Annotated in this window: 17 protein-coding genes; 3 read left to right on the forward strand and 14 right to left on the reverse strand. The window is 41.7% G+C overall.

Annotation, left to right across the window (positions count from 1 at the left end; translation table 11 throughout):
• Positions 1 to 268 precede the first annotated feature (268 nt).
• From PGQ33_RS13285 to PGQ33_RS13310, 6 genes are all read right to left on the reverse strand, one after another.
• The gene (locus PGQ33_RS13285; RefSeq protein ID WP_270205880.1) at positions 269 to 1,261 is read right to left on the reverse strand and encodes a glycosyltransferase; all 993 of its coding nucleotides are present in this window, start codon (positions 1,259 to 1,261) and stop codon (positions 269 to 271) included.
• Between the two features lie 19 nt (positions 1,262 to 1,280).
• The gene (locus PGQ33_RS13290; RefSeq protein WP_195250979.1) at positions 1,281 to 1,886 is read right to left on the reverse strand and encodes a TVP38/TMEM64 family protein; all 606 of its coding nucleotides are present in this window, start codon (positions 1,884 to 1,886) and stop codon (positions 1,281 to 1,283) included.
• A complete protein-coding gene (locus PGQ33_RS13295) occupies positions 1,870 to 3,042 on the reverse strand; it encodes a glycosyltransferase family 4 protein (protein WP_270205881.1) in 1,173 nt (390 codons plus the stop codon). The genes PGQ33_RS13290 and PGQ33_RS13295 overlap by 17 nt, the downstream gene beginning before the upstream one ends.
• A 174-nt stretch (positions 3,043 to 3,216) precedes the next feature.
• Complete coding sequence (locus PGQ33_RS13300) at positions 3,217 to 4,356, reverse strand: M20 family metallopeptidase (RefSeq protein ID WP_117557830.1); 1,140 nt, start codon at positions 4,354 to 4,356, stop codon at positions 3,217 to 3,219.
• A gap of 31 nt (positions 4,357 to 4,387) precedes the next feature.
• On the reverse strand, positions 4,388 to 4,879 hold the full coding sequence (locus PGQ33_RS13305; protein WP_117823568.1) for a hypothetical protein: 492 nt from the start codon (positions 4,877 to 4,879) through the stop codon (positions 4,388 to 4,390).
• Position 4,880: 1 nt separating this feature from the next.
• On the reverse strand, positions 4,881 to 5,726 hold the full coding sequence (locus PGQ33_RS13310) for a DUF3100 domain-containing protein (protein ID WP_044999066.1): 846 nt from the start codon (positions 5,724 to 5,726) through the stop codon (positions 4,881 to 4,883).
• Positions 5,727 to 5,992: 266 nt separating this feature from the next.
• Here PGQ33_RS13310 and PGQ33_RS13315 point away from each other — a divergent pair, with 266 nt between their 5' ends.
• Complete coding sequence (locus tag PGQ33_RS13315) at positions 5,993 to 6,934, forward strand: DUF1177 domain-containing protein (RefSeq protein ID WP_008373020.1); 942 nt, start codon at positions 5,993 to 5,995, stop codon at positions 6,932 to 6,934.
• A 47-nt stretch (positions 6,935 to 6,981) separates the two neighbouring features.
• On the opposite strand, the gene PGQ33_RS13320 is transcribed toward PGQ33_RS13315, so the two are convergent.
• A complete protein-coding gene (locus PGQ33_RS13320) occupies positions 6,982 to 8,205 on the reverse strand; it encodes a PucR family transcriptional regulator (RefSeq protein WP_118199288.1) in 1,224 nt (407 codons plus the stop codon).
• 204 nt (positions 8,206 to 8,409) lie between these two features.
• Here PGQ33_RS13320 and PGQ33_RS13325 point away from each other — a divergent pair, with 204 nt between their 5' ends.
• Positions 8,410 to 10,950 (forward strand): YhgE/Pip domain-containing protein, encoded by a 2,541-nt coding sequence (locus PGQ33_RS13325; protein ID WP_270205882.1) that lies wholly within the window; start codon positions 8,410 to 8,412, stop codon positions 10,948 to 10,950.
• Positions 10,947 to 13,127: a YhgE/Pip domain-containing protein gene (locus PGQ33_RS13330; RefSeq protein WP_270205883.1), complete on the forward strand. Its 2,181-nt coding sequence runs from the start codon at positions 10,947 to 10,949 to the stop codon at positions 13,125 to 13,127. Before PGQ33_RS13325 ends, PGQ33_RS13330 begins: the two co-directional genes overlap by 4 nt.
• Positions 13,128 to 13,256: 129 nt before the next feature.
• Here the strand turns inward: PGQ33_RS13330 and PGQ33_RS13335 are convergent, their stop codons facing one another.
• The 7 genes from PGQ33_RS13335 to PGQ33_RS13365 all read right to left on the reverse strand — a co-directional run bounded on the left by PGQ33_RS13335 (position 13,257) and on the right by PGQ33_RS13365 (position 20,289).
• Complete coding sequence (locus tag PGQ33_RS13335) at positions 13,257 to 13,907, reverse strand: hypothetical protein (RefSeq protein ID WP_270205884.1); 651 nt, start codon at positions 13,905 to 13,907, stop codon at positions 13,257 to 13,259.
• Between the two features lie 133 nt (positions 13,908 to 14,040).
• Entirely contained in the window at positions 14,041 to 15,261 is a 1,221-nt protein-coding gene (locus tag PGQ33_RS13340; RefSeq protein WP_195250977.1) for a DUF401 family protein, read from the reverse strand.
• A gap of 4 nt (positions 15,262 to 15,265) precedes the next feature.
• Positions 15,266 to 15,940 carry an ABC transporter ATP-binding protein gene (locus PGQ33_RS13345; protein WP_117557805.1) on the reverse strand — a complete coding sequence of 225 codons (675 nt, stop codon included), beginning with the start codon at positions 15,938 to 15,940 and terminating at the stop codon, positions 15,266 to 15,268.
• The gene (locus PGQ33_RS13350; RefSeq protein WP_117557803.1) at positions 15,937 to 17,151 is read right to left on the reverse strand and encodes an ABC transporter permease; all 1,215 of its coding nucleotides are present in this window, start codon (positions 17,149 to 17,151) and stop codon (positions 15,937 to 15,939) included. Before PGQ33_RS13350 ends, PGQ33_RS13345 begins: the two co-directional genes overlap by 4 nt.
• Positions 17,152 to 17,315: 164 nt before the next feature.
• Positions 17,316 to 18,416: an ABC transporter substrate-binding protein gene (locus PGQ33_RS13355; RefSeq protein WP_243006403.1), complete on the reverse strand. Its 1,101-nt coding sequence runs from the start codon at positions 18,414 to 18,416 to the stop codon at positions 17,316 to 17,318.
• A gap of 66 nt (positions 18,417 to 18,482) precedes the next feature.
• On the reverse strand, positions 18,483 to 19,271 hold the full coding sequence (locus PGQ33_RS13360; protein WP_117823543.1) for an ABC transporter ATP-binding protein: 789 nt from the start codon (positions 19,269 to 19,271) through the stop codon (positions 18,483 to 18,485).
• A gap of 1 nt (position 19,272) precedes the next feature.
• Positions 19,273 to 20,289, reverse strand: a complete 1,017-nt coding sequence (locus tag PGQ33_RS13365) for an ABC transporter permease (RefSeq protein WP_195502496.1) — start codon at positions 20,287 to 20,289, stop codon at positions 19,273 to 19,275.
• Between the last annotated feature and the right edge of the window lie 55 nt (positions 20,290 to 20,344).

The following is a 20,344-nucleotide window of genomic DNA, read 5'->3' on the forward strand; positions in this document are numbered from 1 at the left end:
TGCCACTCCTTAGTCTCTGTCTCGACCAGCGAACGAATGTTATCTTACCACGGCTTTCCTGAATTGTCAATGTTGTTTTTATATTTTGCGCAATTCAGAATATTCTGACATTAGTTCAGCCATCCGTATAGTCAGACGGATTTCATGCTCGCATGAAAAGACGGTTGATTATACGGATGAGATGAGCGCCACACTATGAGCAAAATAGCTGCGCAGCAGCGACAAGTGCCGCAGGCACGCTTTTGCGAATGGCGCGGCTGAACGTCCCTTATTCCATTTCAGAATATAGCCTCAGCAATCGTTCTCCAACTTTTCCAAAACTTTTATTACAAGCAATTTTCCGTTCTTCCTTTTTCATCAAACGAACATCCTGACTGAAAATCGCAGTTATCTTTTCCTGAAACTCTTTTATTGTCTCTGCTTTATATACCTGTTTTTCATCTTCAAGCCATCCTTCATACACAGGAATGTTTCTTACTATTGTCGGAATTTCACAGGCAAGAGCTTCTAAAACAACGATTCCTTCCGTTTCTTCATAACTCATAAACGAAAATACGTCTGCCCCACAATATGCATCACGCAGTTCATCAGACTTTACGAATCCTGCAAACAATACATTATCCGGTTTCTTTGATATCGCCTCTTTGATTTCTGCTGTCACCAAGCTTTCATTACCGCCTCCAAACCAGATAAACTGTACTTTCGGCATCATTCTGGCCAGTTCAAGAAAATCCAGAATTCCTTTTCTTCCAATCAAATGTCCCACAGATATCACAACCTTCTGCTCTTCCGTTAGCTGATATTTTGCGCGGAAGCGTATTCTCCCCTCTGGATCAGGTTTGAAAAATTCTGTATCCACACCATTAGTAATCGAATAAATTTTTCGTTTCAATCCATACCCTTCCAACAATTTTCTGGAATACTCGGTTGGCGTCACAACAACATCCCCCAAATTATAACAAAAGCAGATCCATTTTTTAAAAATCGGCGCTGCAAGATTAGAACCAATAAAGGAATTTTTAAAATCTTCCATTGTAGAATGCCCATAATAAATCACTTTTTTCTTCTGCATTTTTGCTATAAAGGCCGCAATCACCGAATCTGGAAAAACTGTATTCATATGAACCACGGTTGCTTCTTTCCACCTGGCTGCACGCGGTGCCTCTACTGCATTCAGCATTTTCTCCTGATGCTCGATTGCTTTTCCGACACCACTTTTTTCTACAATCGGAAACCCACCTCTGTATATATATGTTTTCATAATCTTTACCCTATTCCTTTTATAATGAAAATAACATCTTAAATGCTGTCGTAAGCCCCAGACTGTAAAGTGCAATAGAAAATGGTTTTCCAAGTACAATAACTGCTGTAAACTGTTTCCACGTCATTTTTGTAGTTCCCGCAAGATAGCACAAGAAATCATCCGGTGCCACCGGGAAAAAGATTGCCAGCGCAAATAATTTCAAAAACTTACCGTCCTTCTGGGTCCATCCATCATATTTTTCTATCATTTTTTCAGAAAACATTTTGTATAAAACCGGCCTTCCTATTGTCTTTGAAATTCCAAACACTGCAATTGATCCTATACAGATACCAATATAATTATAAAGAAATCCTAGCCACGGCCCAAAAAAGATCACACCACCCAGGCAACTGACTCCACCCGGTAGGATTGGAATAATAACCTGCACAACCTGGATCAGAATAAAAACGAGCATTCCAGTATAACCGAATTTCCAGATAAATGTCTGCAAAGAATCTACCGAATTTAAAATGCCGTTTTTATATGCCCAGATTGCAAGAAGCGCACATCCGGCCAGTCCGGCTATCGAAAGCAGATTGAAAAATCTAGTCAGATTTCTCTGTTTCTTAGGCTGCATTTTCATATCGGTATTTTCGTATTTGCTGTTCATAGATTTTTTCCACTCTTTCGGCAAAATTTCCGGAAGAAAATTTTTCTGCTGAAATAGCAGCCTTGTTTTGCATCCTACCTCTTGCATTTTCACCCATCCCCTTCCATTCTTGGATTCTCATAAGATAATCTTCTTTTTTATCATACTGCCATCCATTTTCCCCATCTGTCACAACTTGTTCCAGACATCCGTCTCTTCTGCAAAGGAGCGGAATACCACCTGCAAGCGCTTCTGCATAAGTCATTCCCTGTGTCTCGCTGGTAGAAGCACTGACAAAGAGATCTCCTGCCTGATAATAGCGTCCCACTTCTTCCGGTATGATCATTCCCGTAAAAATCACATTTTTAGCAAGCTTTAGCTCTTCGACCTTTTTTTTCAGCTCCGGAAGATATGGTCCATCCCCTACAAGGACTAAAATCACCCCGGATTTTGCTGCATCTTGCTGATATTCCAGAAGCTCTTCAATGTTTTTTTCCTTTGCCATTCTGCCTACATATACCAACACCAGTGCATCCTGTGATATACCAAGCTGCATACGGATTTTTTTACGCCAGTCTTCTTTTTTACATAGCTGATATTTTTCCAGATGGATTCCAGATGGAATAACTTCCACCGGACAAGACACCTGGTATCCTTCCAATATCTTACGGATCTTATCACTGGGTGCAATTAGGGTTTCTACCGCATTTGCAAGTTTCTTTGTCATCAACTGCACAATATTTCTTCCCCATACTTTCTGCGGTGAAAAATAATGGGTATAGTCCTCGTAAACTGTATGGTACGTATGTACAATCGGAACATGAAGTTCAGATGCGATCCTTTTCGCTAAGAAAAATGTGGAAAATTCACACTGTGAATGCACAATATCCGGTTTCCACTCAAGCAACATTTCCATATAGTCACCTGCTGCCTTTGGAATTTTTAATCTTGCCTGCGGATAAATGCATCCAAGTCCAATTGATCCTGCATAAACCACATCGCCTTCTATATAAGAATGAAATATTCTTGATAATGTAAGAATTTTTACTTCATGTCCTCTTTCTCTTAGCTGTCTGGAAAGATTCATAACTGAAGTAACAACACCGTTTATAACCGGTTCGTACCAGTCTGTTGTAATCAATACTCTCATTTATTAATTCCTCCCGTTATCTTTTTATGAGCATAGTTTAACAGGAGATTGTTAAGATATGGAAAGGGCATTTCTAAAGAATTTTTAAACAAATGCGAAATATTCATTCAAGACAATATTTCAAAAAAAGTGTATCACTTTTTAGAACTCTCTAAAAAATGATACACTTTCTATTTACTCACTTAATACATCCAATGCACTCATTGCCAAGAGCTGAACAGAAGCATGCAGATTTCTTTTTCCTTCTTCTCCGCCTGCTGCTACTGCAAACTCTTTTGTATGTGTCCCTACATGCTCTTTCAATTTCACATAAAACTGAATTGCCGGTATTTCATGGGTTACATTTCCAACATCAGTCGAACCGATTCCCTGAGTCAGGTCACGCTCTATATACTCTTCACCAATAAAGTCCATGTTCTTACGAACATACTGAACCAGTTTCTTATCATTACGCACATCTTTGATAACTTCATCCAACTGTCTTTCTTCAACTTCTGTCCTGGTTGCAATTGCCGCTCCTTTCGCACAATCACGAATAGCATCAACCATTTCCATCATATAATCATATTCCAGTGAACGAATATTAAATACTGCTTTCGCTTCATCTGTTATAGTATTATGAGCTACTCCGCCTTCTGTAATAATTCCGTGTACTCTGCTGTAATCTTTAAAATGTAAACGCATCATATCAACCGCATGGAACATTAACTGAACTCCACTCAATGCATTTGCTCCCTTCCATGGGCAAGCTGCCGCATGAGCCGGTTTTCCTTTGAAGGTGAATTCCAATGTAATTGCTGCAAAAGAAATATCATCTGGCATAGATTCATCACACGGATGCATCAGAAGTGCAGCATCAATTCCTTCAAATACTCCATGGCGAACCATAATCGCTTTGCCACTGCCCTTTTCTTCGGCCGGAGTACCTAATACTTTTAACACGCCACCTATCTCATGCTTTTCCATAACTTCCTTTAATACAATTCCTGCACCGGCTGCTGATGTTCCGATCAGATTATGTCCGCAACCATGTCCGATTTCTGGAAGACAATCATATTCTCCCATAAGTGCTACTGTTTTCCCTGGTTTTCCAGAATCAAAAACTGCTTCAAAAGACGTCGGCATTTCTGCAATTCCTCGTTTAACAACAAAGCCATGGCTTTCCAACAGTTTGCAAAGTGCTTCCTGTGATTTATATTCTTTAAATGCCAGTTCAGGGTTTGCAAAAATATAATCACTTACTTTTTCAAATTCTTCCTTTTTCTCTTTTGCAAGATTACTGATTTCCTGTTTCATTAATTCTAAATTATCCATATTCTTCACCTCTCATTTTATCTGTATGGTTTTAGATCATTCCTTTTAAAGATAAGATAATATTTGAAATTGCTGCTGATCCAAAATAAGTAGATGCCATAACCACAAAGGATACAATTACGATTTTCCAGCTGAGTTTTTTGAAAACCTCAAGCTGGTCTCCTACAGCAATTCCAGCAAAAGCAAGTAGCGGAAGTCCTACAAGTCCAAAACTATATGCACTCATTGCATTTACGATAAAATCTGCAATCGGAGATATCGGCAATGTCAAAACAAAGGATACCAGTGTAGCCCACGCAAATCCTGGAAGATTAGGTTTTTTCACAACATTTTTCAAGGTAATCGCAATCACTACCATTACAAAGCTTACCACTGTCGACTTTGCCAAATCCGGAAGTTTGCTTCCAATAGAAACCATATGTATAATTATGACAATTCCATAAATCACCAATACTATTTTAATTTGTTCTAAAATATTACTTAATGTCGATTTTTCTTGTGGAGTTTGTTTTGTATTTTCCATCTTATGCCTCCTCAGATGCTTTTTTAAATAATTTAGCCCTTAATTTTTCAATACCTGGATTAACACGATTATAATACCAGTTCGCTAATGGCAATGCCAAAAACATTTCCACATACACACCTGTTACTGCAGTTAAAAGTCCACTGGTTGCAGAATATGCAAGAATTTGTTCTGCATACATAGGTGCCGCTGCATTTGTCAACGCTGCAGTAGCCGCATTCATCATAGATGCACTTCCCATACCTGATGCCATCGCAAGTGCATAAGGATGAAATCCGATTGCTAACCCGATCGGTGCCAGGAAAGAATAGAAGAGAGTACCAAATACACTTCCGCTAATATAAGTTCCAAGTGTTCCCATTCCTTCTCTGGATTCCAGACCATATTTATCTCCGATAATACCAAGTGCCGTATCTCTGCAAAGAGAGAACGTTCCACCCACAGCACTTCTTCCTAATCCAAGGAGTAAGCCAAGCGGTAATGCAATCAGCATCGTCATCATATTTCCCGCTTCCTGAAACAGTAAAGCAGGACCTGCCTGTAAAACAATTCCAACCTTTGGACCTGCATTGATACCAAACATAATTCCAAGCGGATATAATGTAAGAGACAACAAAAACGGTGCCCGTTTAATTTCTGCGTTACTAATAAATTTCTTCAGTGGGGGAATCACTTTTCCTAATAATGTTGGAGATAAAAGAATTCCCATGATGATAACCCAGATCATCGTCAATATCTTCACGTCAATCCCCATCACCTTAAATTGAAGTGGACCAATCAGCTCCGCAATAATGCAAATAATAATAGTTGCGATCATGCAATTTACAGTCCCTGTTCTTTCTTTCACATTTCCTTCCTCCGTTTCTTCCGAATTCTTATTTGACTACAGTATAACATTGACTTCTTAAAGTGTCGACGCTCTCCATGCACCATAATGTCCCTGTTTTTTATGCACTTTGCACATTTATTATTCTTCCAAAAATATAGCATGTGCATTTCGCCCAACTATTTTCTTTCTTTTTAGGCACGCACAATATCGACTTTCCTATTTAGTAATGCTAAACTTTGCTTGTCAATTAAAAAACTATTTTAGTTAGAAAGAGAGGATTTAAGATGTTATTCAAACAATTAATAGAAGCTTTCGACATTATAGACAGTAAGAACGTAAACGGCAACTCTGTCGCATCTTATTTAAAATCCATAAAACAAGATGCGGATATTCAGGTTTATCCTTTAGTTGGACCAAAAGGTTCTACAGATATGTTAAAAATTCGCATCCCGGGTCTTCACGGAAAGACTTCCGGAGGCGATGCTCCGACAATTGGACTTCTTGGGAGATTAGGCGGACTTGGTGCTCGTCCTGAGCGAATCGGGTATGTATCTGACGGTGATGGTGCCCTCGTTGCAATTGCTCTTGCTGCCAAATTATTAGATATGCAGAATAAAGGGGATTTTTTAGAAGGTGACGTATTCATTTCTACACATATTTGTCCGGATGCACCGACCGCGCCACATGTTCCGGTTCCATTTATGGGATCACCTGTAGAAATGGCACAGGTAAATGCCGAAGAGCTCACACCGGAACTTGACGCAGTTCTCTCTGTAGATACTACTAAAGGAAATCGCGTGATCAATCACAATGGATTTGCAATCTCACCTACAGTAAAAGAAGGCTACATCCTTCGTACTTCCGAAGATCTTCTTGATTTAATGCAGATTACTACGGGAAAACTTCCAAAAGTATTTCCATTAACACAGCAGGATATCACTCCTTATGGCAATGATCTTCATCATCTAAACAGTATTCTGCAACCGGCAACTGCTACTAATGCACCTGTAGTCGGGATTGCCATCACAACAGAAACAACTGTTCCCGGTTGTGCAACCGGAGCCAGTCATATGACTGATCTTGATGAAGCTGCACGCTTTATGTTAGAAGTTGCCAAATCCTTTGGCCGTCGTTCTCTTAAATTATACGACGAAGAAGAATTCGAAAAATTACAAAGTTTATACGGTTCAATGAATCATTTCCAAAAACTGAATCCTTTCTCGTAATAGATACATACTGTTTTGAAATAAAAGATGCCCCGAAAAGGCATCTTTTATTTCAAAAATTTCTTTATTCGAAGCGCAAGCGCTATCTCAAGAATACTATTCGGATCTGACAAATCATATCCTGTCTGATTTTCAATTTTTTTAATTCTGTATATTAAAGTATTTCGATGCAAATGAAGTGCATTTGCTGTTACATTTCTTGCCCCTAAATTATTCACGAGAACTTCCAGCGTTTCTAAAAGTTCACTTTCATTTTTTTGATCATATTCAATAAACGCATTCAACTTGTCCTCCATAAACTCCTGACACATCTCATGCTTACTGATTTCTTTCATGATTCTCCAAAAGCCTGCATCTTCTATACAAAGTACTTTTGAATTGAATTCCTGGCACACTGCAATTTCTACTGCATCCCTTGCATCCTGATAAGCCTTTCCGAAACGTTGGTAGGAATTTTCGACTTTCGAAACACCTATCGCTGCAGTATATCCTGTCTTTTCCGAAATATTTTTCTGAATCTTCTCGAAATACTCCTTCGTTATAGTTTTCTCTTTTGTCCGTTTTAATATGCATTGAAAATTATCATTATTCGACAAAACAATTACTTTTTCCTCGCCAAAAGATTCTTTTATCATATTTTCGATTTTCTCAATTTTTTCATGAACAATCTCTTCCTGTAGTTCATGTAATTTTTGTTTAATTCCATCAATTTCAATATAAACGATCTGGTACGGAGGTGATGGCCATTTTTGTTCTTCGATCCGATAGTTTCCTTCTTCATTACATGTGATATTTCCTGTCAAAAGATCAATAAACAATCTTTTATCCATTTCCCGACGGTTATATTTTTCAATTCGAGAATAAATGCTATCCATCAAATTATTCTGTGATTTTATCAATGCCTCCATCACAAGATAATTCATTTCTATGAAAGGCAAATCTTCCGGCCACAAAATGATTGGGAACTGTAATTCATTAGCCAATTTGATCGCATCATCCAAAAAACAACCAATATATCTATATTTTGTCGCGAGCGCAGCTGCCTTTGCTTCATACAAATTTCTTATCAGATTCATTATTTCTTCTTTTGTGTCACTATATGCATATCCAGTTGTAATATACAAAACATTTGGGCGCATCCATGCTTTCATATCTGGTATTTCCATACAATCCACAAAGCGAACAATCCTATCAATTCCACCTTCTCCGGCTGCTAATGTACATCCTTTCGACTGTGCCAGCTCTAATACCTCTTTTACTTTTATTGACACTTTCTATTCCATCCCTTTTTATTTGTATTATAGATAAATATAGAATATCATAAAACACTGTTTTTTCAAATATCATCTTACGCTTAACTTTATCCAGATTGCGTTTCTGACCGAACGTCATTTTTTCTCATGGATTTTTTCCACACTTTTTGCTATACTATTCTCAATACTGGCACTATTAACGACATTACACAGGAGGTTCACATGAAGAAAGTGCTTCAAATATTTCAGAGAGATTTAAAGAGACTCTTACGTAGCCCTGCTGCTGCTCTCGTCATGGTGGGAGTCTGCATTCTCCCTTCTCTCTATGCATGGTTCAACATTGCCGCCAACATGGATCCCTACGGCAATACAAAAAATGTAAAAGTGGCGATTGCAAATTGTGACACCGGTGGACACACCGGTTCGATGGATCTGAATGCCGGAGCCACCATCGTACAGAATCTGAAAAAAAATCACCAGCTTGGCTGGACCTTTGTTGATGAAAAGAAAGCCAAAAGCGGTGTCCATTCCGGCAAATACTACGCTGCCATTGTAATCCCGGAGGATTTCAGCGAGTCTCTCCTCAGCATCCTTTCCGGGAATTTAAAGCAGCCGCAGCTCGACTATTATATTAATGAAAAGAAAAACGCGATCGCTCCGAAGATCACCGCCACCGGCGCAAGCACGATCCAGCAGCAGATCAATGACACCTTTTCGTCCGTTGCCGCTGACTCCATTGCGAAGATCGTGCAGAAATCGGCCGGTACACTGACCGGCAAGCTTGACGGAACAAATTCTACGCTGATGCAGGCACTTACCGATACCCGTAAGAATCTTGCTGACTATCAGAACGCCCTGAAGGATTTCCAGGCTACGGTAAAAGATTCCGGTTCTTTGATCGATGACACTCTGAAAACACTGGACTCTGTAAATGCTGTTGCCTCTTCCGGTTCTGCTGCCCTTGCAGATACATCAGATCTGCTTGCCACCAGCCGGACAGCAATCGGAACCTTTTCAACAGAATTTTCTACCAGCCTGTCAGATGGCGAGACGCTTTTAACCAATGTCTACACCTCCGCAGCCTTAAAGCTCGGAACTTTTGAGACAAAAGCCACACAGGTCAACACTGCGATCGGAGACAGTATTTCTTCTGCCAGCTCTTTAAATAAGAAAAATGCAGAAATTCTGGAAAAGCTTGCCGCCCTTCAGCAGCAGATCGGAAGTGATTCTTCCCTGTCCGGTATCGTCAGCGAAAAAATTGCAGAACTCCAGGCACAGAATGATTCTCTTCAGGAACTCATTGATTCTCTTGGGAACAGCAATTCCAGCATAGGAAATGCACTGACTACAGCAAGTAATACCAGAAGTTCTCTTGAGACACTCACTGCCCAGAACCGACAGTCTCTGCAGAATTACCGAAGCAGTCTGAACCAGTCGCTTCTGCCACAGCTGAACCAGTCACTTGACGGACTTGCCACATTAAGCGGAAGCCTTTCTTCTACTTTAACCGGGGTAAATCCGACGATCACACAGTTAAAGGTGATCCTTACCCAGTTAAAGAGCAGTTTAAACGAAAGTGCAGACGCACTTGGTCAGACCGGAGGAACTCTTGAAAGCGTAGATACTGCTCTGGAAAATATTACCGCTGACCTAAAAGCTCTGCAGAGTTCCGAAACCTACCAGCATCTGATCTCACTGGAAGGCATCGACTCAGATTCCATTTCTGATTTTATGTCCTCACCGGTTTCGATCAATTCAAAGGTACTTTATGATGTGGAAAATTACGGTTCCGGAATGACTCCGTTTTACACTAATCTGGCACTCTGGGTTGGCGGACTGATCCTGGTATCCATCTTGAAACAGGAAGTAGACAAAGACGAAACCATTTCCCGTTTTACTCCGACAACTGCTTATTTCGGACGTTGGATGCTCTTTGTCGTGGTCGGACTGATCCAGGGATTTATTGTGTGCATAGGAGATCTGCTGCTTCTGAAAGTACAGTGCGTCCACCCGGTTGCATTTGTGTGCGCTGGTATGCTCTGCTCCTTTGTGTATGTCAATCTGATCTATGCAATGGCGCTGACCTTCAAGCACATTGGAAAAGCACTTGCCGTTGTCCTGGTCATCCTGCAGATCCCTGGTTCTTCCGGAACCTATCCGATCGAGATGACACCGGTCTTTTTCCAGAGACTGCATCCGCTTCTGCCGTTCTCTTACGGAATTGGCGCTATGCGTGAGTGTATTGCCGGATTTTACAAAAATAACTACGCAAAGGATCTGCTGACCCTGCTGCTTTTCCTTCTCCTTGCATTCTTCATCGGACTGCTACTGAGACCACTTCTGATGAATCTGAACCATCTGTTCGACAAACGTCTTGCCGAGACAGATCTGATGCTGGGAGAGACTGCAACCGGTGAGCTCTCCCGCCCACAGCTTACACTGATGATGAAAACCATGATGCAGGATGAAGACGGACGGGCTGATTTTATCCGACGTGCCAACCGCTTCGAAAAACGGTATCCAAAGCTGATCCGTACCGGTTTTATCCTGATCCTTGTAATTCCACTGATCTTTCTTCTTCTGATGTTCAGTCTGGAATCCAAGATCATATACCTGACACTGTGGATCATTTCCCTGATCGTACTCGCCGTCTATCTGATCTGTGTGGAATATATTCACGACAAGACCTCCAGACAGCTTTCCTATATCCATCTGTCTGAGGAAGAATTTTTTAAAAAAGTAAAGGAGGGAAAAGACAAATGAGAAATATATGGACCATCTTCACAAGAGATATCCGGAAAATAAGAACAAATGTCATTGCTCTGATCGTCGTTCTTGGCGTCACAGTGGTTCCCTGCCTTTATGCATGGTACAACATTGCGGCAAGCTGGGATCCCTATGGGAATACCGGGAATCTGAAGGTCGCCGTGGCAAGCGTAGACGAAGGCTATATAGGAAATCTGATCCCGCTCCAGCTGAATCTTGGCGATCAGGTATTGTCTGCTCTTCGGGAGAATACACAGCTCAACTGGGTATTTACAACCAAAAGTAAAGCAATGAAGGGTGTAAAATCCGGAGAATATTACGCAGCGATCGTAATCCCGGAAGATTTCAGTACGAACCTGATGAGTGTATTTTCCAGTGATATTAAGAAACCAGAAATTACCTATTACTCCAATGCAAAAGAAAATGCCATTGCACCGAAGGTAACAGACAAAGGAGCAACCGCAGTCCAGACACAGGTCAACGAAGTATTTATCGAAACCATTTCCGATACGGTGCTGACTGCACTTCAGACTGTTGCAAATACCGCAGACTCCAGGGATTCGGATGAGCTTGCAGGTACACTGATCACAAACCTGAATAAAATCGGTTCTGATCTGTCTGCTTCTTCGACGACTCTGCATTCCTTCTCACAGATGACCGATTCTGCGCAGCAGCTTCTGGACACAACTGCCGGGTTCTTAAAAGTAACGAAAGAACAGGCTTCTGCAAATGCAGATACTCTTTCCGGTACACAGCAGTCCTTCTCCGGGATTCAGGAGACTCTGGACGGAGCTACAGACGGAATCAATACTGCGCTGACCTCTACCAAAAGCTTTTACGAGCAGATGTCACAGACGATCGATCAGGCATTCCAGTCGCAGTCACAGGATGCTTCTTCTGTTGCCAGCACCCTTGACCTTCTTAGCGACCGTGTCAATGCGATCGTACAGTCTTACCAGGGAATCCGTGACAGCATTGCACAGATTGCAGATGCACACCCGGAGCTGTCTGATCTTACCGCACCAATCCTTGCAAAGTTGGATGACTCCATAGCTGTTCAGGGAGAACTTCGTGATAAACTCACAAACGCAGCATCTTCTCTTCGCGATACAGCCGGCAGCGTAACGACCTCCAAAAAAGAGCTAGATGATCTGATCAGTTCCAGCATTTCAGGAATTACTGCTGTCAAATCTGACTATGAAACCAATGTATCCGGTTCTCTAAAACAGCTGTCTGGCTCCCTTGGTTCTACCAAAAATGATCTGTCCGATCTGCTCTCCCAGCTTGGTGCAAGTGCAGATGGAATTTATACCCTTGCCTCCTCCGCAGGTTCTGATCTGTCACAAATCCAGAAGGCTCTGGAGACCTCTTCTGATCTGTTGGAGACAGCATCCAAAAAGATTACCGATACAACTTCCAGGTTAAGCCAGATGGAGGCAACCGGAGACTTTTCCGAACTGGAAGACCTGATTTCCGGCGATAAGAACAGCATCAGCTCCTTCCTCGCTGCACCGGTAGAGCTGAAAACCAACAAAGTGTACCCGATTGAAAATTACGGTTCTTCCATGGCCCCATTCTACTCTACACTTTCCATCTGGATCGGCGGAATTGTCCTGGTTGCCATGCTCAAGGTCACTGTATCCGAAAACAGCACCACCGGGCTTAAACATCTGAAGCTCCATCAGATTTATCTTGGAAGATACCTTATCTTCCTGATTCTCGGGCTTTTGCAGAGCACCCTTATCTGCCTCGGTGATCTGTTCTACCTTGGCATCCAGTGCAAGCACCCGTTCCTCTTCCTCCTTGCCGGATGGATATCCAGCATCGTATATGTCAATATCATTTATACACTGACTGTCTCCTTCGGCGATATCGGAAAAGCGGTCAGTGTTGTGCTTCTGGTTATGCAGGTAGCCGGAACCGGTGGAACCTTCCCGATCGAAGTCGCACCTAGATTCTTCAAAGCGGTGTATTCACTGTTTCCATTTACCCACAGTATGGCAGCACTGCGCGAAGCAGTCGGTGGACTGTATGCTATGGATTACTGGATCGATATTGGAAAGCTTTGTATCTTCCTTGTTGTATTCCTGGTCATGGGACTGGTGCTTAGGAAGCCGATCATTAAGGTGAATGAGGCGTTCTCAGAGAAGCTGGAAGAGACGAAGATTATGTAATTTTCAATATTTTTTACCAGAATACGTTGGATTCTAATTTACGTTCGAAGCCCCCAATAAAAGGAGCCCGTCAGCACGATTTTCAAATCTGCCGACGGGCTTCTTGCAATTATACGCTTCTCTCTTTTGCTACCTGAACATATCCAGTTTTACCGGCGTTCCATCATCATAAAATTCATACAACTTTTCTCCGTCCTTTACCCGAAATCCCTTTCTGTCCGTTCCGTCCGAACAAGGCTGCCATAGTTCCTCCGGAATATCTACATAAATAATCGTTCCTTCTGCCTTTGTACACGAAACATCATCAATTGTAAGCTGAAATTTTGTTCCGTCCGATTTATTCTGCCCCCAACCCAATGTACCTGTTCCTTTTTCAAATACATTATCTCTGGACTCCATATCATCATTTACAATATCAAATACCATGCAGAAATCCTTTTTCTGGTGTACCTTATAGATTCCAAGATGATACAGATCTCCTTCTGACTGATATTCATTATATTCTAAATGTTCTTCTCTAATGCTGAAAAATTCCTTCCAGTTCTCTTTCGTAAACTTCTCTTTCTTTATGTATGAACGGAATTTATCGCCTGATAATTCATAAAATTCTGTATTTACAATTTCATTCTCCTGTATCGTTACCGATTCATTGTCATCATCATATACTTCTATCTCCTTTATACGATCTTTTTCAGACGCCGTATCCTTTCCACCACAGGCAATGGTTCCTGCTACGATCAAAATAATTCCCAAAAATATAGCATATTTTCTCTTTTTCATCTCATCCACCTCCCGTTTTGAATAGTCTGCCTTTTTCTTTTATTCTATCATATATTCAGTCATTTTATCCATCCAAAGAAAAATGATGCCGATAGAATTTTTCTATTTCTATCAGCATCATATAACATATTTTCTATATTCCAAATCCACTCAGCAATACATAATATCCTGTCAAGATCACTACAAACACCACAATAACCGGGATTGTCTTCTTCATCAGCTGCCCCCAGGATACCCGGAAATATTCCGTAATGATCGCAAGGCAGATGTGCGTCGGCGAAATCTGCATTGCCGCATAAGAAAGTGCCATCAGGTACACCAGAAGTCCGGCTCCTGCATGCGGTATGCTTGCAAATGCCAGCGGAATCAATAGCACAATCATAGAATTTGCTCCACTGATAATCGTTCCAAGAAACATAATGATTCCAAATGCCGCAAACTGTGGAATTGCAGATCCTGCAAACAAATCCGGAAGTTTTCCGATTGCCCCTGTATAGGTAAGAATGTTCTTGAACATCATCAGAATGATCGTATTGAAGATGATTCTCCACTCTACCGATGTCTTTGCAAAATCCAGTACTTCCTTCAGACTTAACCGATATACAATAATCGAAAGCACAATAATAAACGGCAGTACCTTGATCACAGAAAGATTCAGTGCGATCACAAGCACAATACAAAGCACCAGTGGCCAGAAACAGTACAGAAGCTGTTTGAATTCTTCTTTTTTGTCTATCATTTCATCCTCACTTGCTTCATATCCTTTCGAAAGCTTCCGCAGATAAAATACATATCCCAGTACCAGAAGCACCACAACCATCGGCGCCATAAAAAGTACAAATTGCCCGGTTGATACCGCTGTAATGGAAAGTGCCAGCAGAATTGCATTATAAGTCGGCGAAAAGCTTTCTGAAATATGGCGGTAGTAACTGGTCACAAACGTCTTTTCTTCCACATCCAGATCTTTTCCTGTCGCCTTATCTACGATCGCCCCACAGATATTGACAGCTCCTGCAGACGGAAGGAATCCAATGATCACCGGCGCAATTACACACACCATACGCCTGTCTCCGCTAAGCCTCTGCAGTGCCATCTCCGCTCTTTCCAGAAGTTTCCGGTTCTCCATGATCCGCTGCAAAAAGGTTACAAGAATAAAGCTTCCGACCACCAGCAGCGTATCCTTTTCATAAACCGACTGTATCATCAATTTTGCTGCATCCCCAAGCGGAATTCCAAACAGGATCACAGTCAGCAAAATGGCAGCGATCATCGCATCACGCAGTTTTAATTTTGCCAGGACCATCACCATAATGACAATAAAAATCACTGCAAGCTTTATAAATTCGGTCTGCATCTCTTTACTCCAATTCTCTTTTTTCTAATTTCCCTTTTTTCATCCACAGACACCGGTCCGCATAATTTGCGAATTCTCTGTCGTGGGTACTGACCAGGATTGTCGTTCCTTCTTTTGCCATTTTTTGAAAATATTTCATAATGATCTCTGAATTTTCCATATCCAGACTGCTTGTCGGTTCATCTGCGACTACCAGTTTCGGGTTCTGCGCAAATGTCCTTGCGATCGACACACGCCTTTGCTCTCCGCCGGACAGATTTGCCGGATATTCGGAAAGCATATTCTGGATTCCAAGAAGCTCCGTCAGATACGTGATCCTTTCTTTATCCGGTTTCCGGTTTTTCCCCAGCGAAAGTGGCAGCAGGATATTTTCCATGACCGTCAGATTCTGGAGAAGATTTTGTCCCTGCATGATATAACCAAGGTCGCCTCCCCGCAGAACCGATAACTGTCTGTCATTCATTTTTTCAATCTCATGATCCAGTACTGTGATCTTTCCTTCTGTCGGTTTCAGGATCCCGGTCAGCATATGGAAGAGGGTGGATTTTCCACTTCCTGACTGTCCCATGATCGCAACCAGTTCTTTTTCTTCCACTTCCAGATTCACGTGGTCTACTGCGTAAAACTGATTCTTTCCACGTACAAATTCCCGACTCAGATTTTCTGTCTTTACAATCATGATTCCACCTCCTGGATCAGTTTATATAGTTCCATACGATTCGCTCTGACTGCCGCATATAAGGTGGCAAGAAGGCTGACACCAACCGCAAGCCCCAGGCTCTGCAATGCAAGAATCACATATTGGGAAACATTTACATTCAGATACGGCATATTCATACTTTCCATGATCACGTCTTTAAATAACAGGATTCCGCCTCCGGAGAACACCACTCCAAGAAATCCTCCAAGCACACCGATCATTCCTGCTTCCAGAAGAAGCATCTGGAAAATCTGGCTTTTTCGTGCACCAATAGAAAGTAGTACCCCAAACTCCTTCAAACGTTCATTCACAGTAATGTTAAAAATGCAGATCAGTGCCAGGACTGCCATTAAAAACAACAGTCCGATCAGAAGCGCGCTGTAAGACCGCATCTGTTCCAGTGTATCTGAAACTTTTCCGGACATTGCTTTTGCCGTATAAGCTTTCAGACCGGAATCTCTCATCTTTGTGTTGATCGTGTTCGCCACTTCTTTCGGATCTGCTCCGTCTTTCGTCCGGATCGTCAGAAGGGAAACATATTTCTGCGGTTCTGTAAGATCCGTCACATACTTGATCTGAAAACTGTCAAATAATGTATATGCCGTCTCAAAATTCATGAATGCGCAGTTATCATAACTGGTTCCTGTTTCTTCGAGTTTTCCTGCAACCTCGTATTCCTGTCCAAAGAAAGAAATTTTATCTCCCGCTTTTGCCGTAATCTTGCTTCCAACAACAGTCTGACCCTTTTTCAATTCACTCACATTGCTTCCAGACATCCACGGCTGTACAATAAAATCACTTTCCGGTTCAAAAGCAACAATCTGTACCGGAACTGAACAGCATGCCGCATCCAGTGATGCAATGTAGAGCTGCGGAGAAATTTTGTCAATTCCATCCGTCTTTTTCACCTGATCCACCAAAGACTTTTCAAAATAGAAACTGCACAACCCTCCCGAAAACAGAGAATCGCTTAAATCTGATTCATATTCTCCCGGTGCTACGATCACATCCGCCCCAATCCGATCTACTGTCTTATCAATACAAGTTTTCATACTTTCTGTCAATACTCTACTGGTAAACAGCGCTGCCGATAAAATCAGCACCAGTGCTGCCAGAAACATCGTCCTGACTCTTCGATGCCGCAGATTTCTGACTGCAAGTCCAGGTACAGTCAACATTTTCTGTTCCATTTTTCTTTCCTTCCTTTTTTAACATTTTGTTCGGAAAACCCCCGTAATTTTCCAATTAAAATAAGGAATGTGCCTTGGCACTTTCCTAATATATAAGACAAAAGAGGAGCTTCCACTCATCCCAGAGTTCAAAGCTCCTCCACCTCATTCATTTATGTGTCTGATTATTTTGTGCTTACTTTTTCAGCAAGTGGCTGCCATGCTGTCTCTACGACTTTATCTACAGTCCAGTCAGAGGTAATGATTCCTGCCTCAATGTAGTCCTTTGCAACAGCTTTAATTGTTTCCTTTGTATCTGCATTGGATACTGCCCAGTTCTGCTGATCAAGCATGTATTTTGTAAGCTCGATGTCACCAGATACCATACCCTCATCAAGCATGATCTGTGCAGCTTCGTCTTTGTTTTCTGCAATGTACATATATGCATCCATTACACATTTTGTAAGTACCTGAGAGATTACCGGATTTTCTTTTACGAATTTTCCGCTCATAGCCATTACGCAGCATGTTTCATCTTTGAAATCATCATCCCATGTGATAGAACGAAGAACTTTTAATGTTCCGTCATCTACGAATTTCTTTGCAAAACGGTCACTCAGAAGGCAAGCTTTGATGTCACCTGACTGAAGAGACTGGATTGCTGCACTTGATTCAACCTGTACACATGTTGCTGCATCCTGTTTCAATCCATCTGCAAGAAAGAAACGGATGATCATGTTGTGTGAAGATCCACCGATCGGGCTATCCATACCAACAGTTGTGCCTTCCAGGTCTTTTGTTGATTCGATTCCTGAATCAGCAAGTACATATAATGATTTGCATCCTGTCTGCGCACTTCCTGTAAATACGATGTCCATTCCGTTTGTGATCGGAACTAACATATGTGCAATATGGTGTACTCCAAACTGAGCTTTTCCAGTTCCAAGTGCTTCTGTGATTTCAGTACCAGCTGCGATCTGAACATCTAATCCCCAATTATCATAGTATCCGAGTGCTTTTGCCATGCTAGGTCCTGATGTACAGTCACCACCATCATATTCGGCTGTGATGGTTGTTCCCCATGCCGGCTCTTTTTTCATTGCTTCTTTAATTTCATCATCTGACATTTTTGTGATATCAGTCACTTCTTTCTCTGTAGAAGCTTCCTGTTTTTTGGAATCACTTGTGTCTTCCTTCTTTTCTGATGAGCTTGATGAACCGCCACATGCAACCAGTGATACGGTCATTGCGCATGCAAGTAACGTTGCAAACAATCTTTTTTTCATAATTCTTTTCTCCTCTTCGTGTTTTTACTTTGTTGCTTTTATATTTATCTTTCAATAAATATCCATTTAATGATCTGTATGATGCTTCAGATCAAGCATCTTCAGAATCCTGTTCCGATATGCTTGGAACTCTTCGCTGTCTCTCTGCTTTGGTTCAGCCAGTTCAATCGGTATATCTGCCTTTACACGTCCCGGTCTTGGCTCCATAACCAGCACTCTTGTTCCCATATAAATTGCTTCTTCTACATCATGTGTAACCATGACGACCGTCTGTTTCTGTTCTCTCCAGATATTCAGGATCTCATCCTGCATATTCATTCTGGTAAATGCGTCCAGCGCGCCAAGAGGCTCGTCCAGAAGCAGAATATCCGGATGATTGATCAGCGATCTTACCAGCGCCACTCTCTGCGCCATACCTCCGGAGAGCTGATGCGGATAGTCTTTTCGGAAATCTTCAAGTCCTACCATTTTCAGCATATGCTCTACCAGTTCTTTATCCTGCTTTTTCTGCATACGCAAGCTGAAGGATACATTCTTCTCTACCGTAAGCCACGGAAACAATGTTGCTTTCTGGAATACCATTCCACGATCCGGTCCGGCTCCAACAATCGGTTTTCCGCCAAGTCTGATCTCACCGGTAGTCGGTCTGATCAGTCCTGCGATCAATCGCAAAATCGTTGATTTTCCACATCCACTTGTTCCAACAATACTGACAAACTCACCCGGCTGGATCGTCAGATTCACCTCTGCCAACGCATGTGTGATCTCGTTACTGTCTGTCTTTGCAAAACTCTTTGTTACTTTGTCAAACTCCAGGACACGCCCGTGTCCCTGCTTCTCATCCACTGATGCCATCTTATTTCACAACTCCTTCCTGCCAGCGAAGCACTATTCTTTTGATCACATTCAGTATAAAGGTAACTGCTGTGAAAATAAGACAAATTAAAACGATAGCTGCATACATTTTAGAATAGATCGCCCATGATTTCTGCCACTGGATATACCATCCAAGACCTGCCTCGGCTCCCATCATCTCAGCAACCAGAAGTGCTGTACAGGCAGAACTCATTCCCTGTGTCATCCCCTGAAGAATGTTTGGCATTGCATGTGGGATTGCCACCCGGAATACCAGCTGGTGACCTTTGGCACCTAATGTTCTGGCCGCTTCCAGATATGCCTTGTCTACATTCTGGATACCGGTTGACGATGCGATCGTAAGTGCAAACCATACACCAAGAGCGATGATAAATACACTTCCTTTAAACAGTGAGGATACCAGAACCATGATGATCGGGATCCATGTTGTGGAAGGGATCGGTCCAAGCATCTTAATGATCGGTGAAACCCAGTAGTTAATCCTTTTGCTGTATCCACAGGCAACACCTGTGATCAGTCCAAGGATCGCTCCAATAAAATATCCCGTGAATAATAATCGCAGTGAGTACAATGTACTTTTCAATAACAGTGCCCGGTCATCAATGATCGCACACAAAATCGTATTCACACATGGGAAGAACGGCTGTTTTAAAATACCTGTCTTAACCGTCAGAAAATCATACAGCATAATTACCAGTATGATCACAGAGTAAAGCGGTGCTTTATGACGTACTTTTGCAAAATAACTTTTATTCAGTAATCCTCTCATTACCATGATCAGATATAATGCCAAAAAAAAGCAGACGACAATAGTAAACACATGCGGATTAAAATTCTGAACGGCATCCGGCATCAGATAATATATTAAAAACATAATTATCGCTGCAAAATACGGACAAAAACAAATTACCACATCCAACATATGTTGCATCTTCGTCTTCGGAGCACTTTCCATTTCTAGCAACTCTTCTCTCGTAAGCTGTCTTTTACTCTCCATTTTTCATTTGACTCCTTTGTAAATTTTTACCATTTCCTTTAAATGCTTTTTAACT

The sequence above is a fragment of the Coprococcus sp. AM100_B19A genome, assembly GCF_027662015.1.
In the GTDB taxonomy this organism is placed as follows: domain Bacteria; phylum Bacillota; class Clostridia; order Lachnospirales; family Lachnospiraceae; genus Allocoprococcus; species Allocoprococcus comes.